The organism is Pseudomonas sp. 05N432 (assembly GCF_056396945.1).
In genome coordinates this window covers 1-1925 of sequence record NZ_JBFTMM010000044.1, presented here as the reverse complement: position 1 = coordinate 1925, position 1925 = coordinate 1, and the positions used below count along the sequence as shown (strand labels likewise).

The following is a 1925-nucleotide window of genomic DNA, read 5'->3' as shown; positions in this document are numbered from 1 at the left end:
TGGGTGCGCCAGGCATGGCGCGTTGCGCGCAAGCGCAACCAGTTTGGCTGTGGTGGCCACGCTGGTGACTTGGAGGTGAAAGTCCTCTACACACCCGGCAAGGGGAAGTGTTAGCCAGAGGCAAGGGTGTTGCGGGCGACTGCGAATCTGAAGGAAGCCCGAGGCAAAATGCTGGCCTGACGAACAGGAAGCGGATAGAGGCGGCACAGCGGGGCAAGACGGCCCAAACCGTCAAAGCCCGATACTTGCACGGAACGCTGTGACGTAAATCCGACAGGCATAAGCAGGAAGGTCGCGCGAATTACCCTGGGAGATCTGTAGGTTTGCCGCTGTGCTACCGAGCGTCGAGAGGCGACGGGATGAATCTACAGAAGTCAGCCGAGGCCGTAGTAAGTGACGAGYAACCCCGTCACCAAGGGCCGAACAGGTTATGCCGCCAGTAGGCGTCAGAGTCTCGTCGAATGTCGGAAAAGCAGAAATTTCTCCGCAAGAGAACTGTAACCCCAAGTCCTGGACAGAATCCTGGGCTTGCGGCTGTCAGTGCGCAGACATCGGCGGCGTCTGTGACGTGGACGAACGCGGAGCCGGACACGCTGATGGAGCGGGTGCTTGCACCCGCCAACCTCAAGCGTGCGTATCAACGCGTAGTCAGCAACAAGGGCGCACCGGGTGCCGATGGCATGACGGTCGACCAATTGGCAGGCTACGTGAAACAGTATTGGCCGATCCTCAAGACTCGGTTGCTGGCTGGCGAATATCACCCGCAAGGTGTACGTGCCGTCGACATCCCCAAATCCCAAGGCGGAACACGGCAGTTGGGTATTCCCTGCGTCGTGGATCGCCTGATCCAGCAGGCTTTGCTGCAACAGCTCACGCCGATCTTCGAACCCTTGTTTTCGGACTACAGCTACGGTTTTCGTCCGGRCAGAAGCGCCCATCRAGCCATCGAAACAGCCCGTGACCATGTGGCGGCGGGACACCGTTGGTGCGTGGAACTTGATCTCGAGAAGTTCTTTGATCGGGTCAATCACGATGTCCTGATGGCCCATGTTGCGCGTCAGATCGAAGACAAACGCGTTCTTACGTTGATCCGTCGTTATCTTGAAGCGGGAACGATGTCAGGTGGACTCGTCAGCCGACGGCAGGAAGGGACGCCGCAAGGCGGCCCGCTTTCGCCGTTGCTGTCGAACATCCTGCTCAACGAACTCGACCGCGAACTGGAACGGCGGGGCCATCGCTTCGTGCGCTATGCCGACGATGCGAACATTTATGTGCGCAGTCATCGTGCAGGCGAACGGGTCATGGCCAGTGTTGAGCGCTTCCTGACTCAGCGTCTGAAACTGACACTGAATCGGGAAAAGAGCCGTGTGGCACGGCCTTGGGCCTGTGATTACTTGGGTTATGGGATGAGCTGGCATAAACAGCCGAAGCTGAGGGTGGCGAGCATAAGCCTGCACGGCCTGCGCGACCGACTCAGGGAACTCTTGCGTCGGGTACGGGCCCACTCAATGAGATATATCGTTGAGCAAATGACTCCCGTGCTGCGTGGTTGGGCTGGCTACTTCAAGCTGAGTCAGAGCAAGCGGCCACTTGAGGAGCTTGATGGCTGGGTGCGTCACAAACTTCGTTGCGTCATATGGCGTCAATGGAAGCGGCCCTCTACGAGGGCGCGCAACCTGATACGTCTGGGAATCGACGAGGCGCGGGCGTGGAAATCGGCGGTCAATGGCCGAGGCCCATGGTGGAACTCGGGAGCGTCACATATGAATCAGGCGCTACCGAAGAAGCTATGGGATCGACTCGGGCTGGTCTCAATACTGGATACGATAAACCGGCTTAATCGCATAACCTGAACCGCCGTATACGGAACCGTACGTACGGTGGTGTGAGAGGACGGCGGTTGTGAAGCCGCCTCCTACTCGATT

1 pseudogene is annotated in these 1925 nt (G+C 58.6%); it reads left to right on the top strand.

Annotated features, from left to right (window positions below):
- Positions 1-430: 430 nt before the first annotated feature.
- Positions 431-1853, top strand: a pseudogene (gene ltrA / locus AC1DHT_RS29095) (group II intron reverse transcriptase/maturase).
- Positions 1854-1925 lie beyond the last annotated feature (72 nt).